Here is a 363-nt window from a genome sequence, read left to right on the forward strand (position 1 = left end):
AAGATGTCCCAGGTACAGGAACAGTAACCGAACCGAATAAGAAACCATCACAACCGGTGGATGTAACAACACCAGGTAAGGTCACACCAGCAACACCAACAGATACAATTCCAGTTGCACCAGTGACACCTGATACGCCAGTCAAACCTGATACGAATGGAGGCTCTGGTCAAGATACACCTACACCAACAACTCCAAATGCAGTTACTCCGAATGCGGATCAGGTAGATACTAAGACTACTAATGATAATGGAGCTAAGTCAAATGATTCTCAAAATGTATTGCCAAATACTGGTACTGAATCAAATGCGACTCTTGCATCTCTAGGCCTTCTTGGTATTCTAGGTGGTCTCGGACTTGCTT

1 protein-coding gene is annotated in these 363 nt (G+C 44.4%); it reads left to right on the forward strand.

Annotated features, from left to right (window positions below):
• Positions 1-363: LPXTG cell wall anchor domain-containing protein (locus HMPREF2837_RS11745; protein WP_261674355.1), on the forward strand; the 363-nt coding region annotated here is incomplete at both ends.

The sequence above is a fragment of the Streptococcus sp. HMSC071D03 genome, from assembly GCF_001812125.1.
In the GTDB taxonomy this organism is placed as follows: domain Bacteria; phylum Bacillota; class Bacilli; order Lactobacillales; family Streptococcaceae; genus Streptococcus; species Streptococcus pseudopneumoniae_N.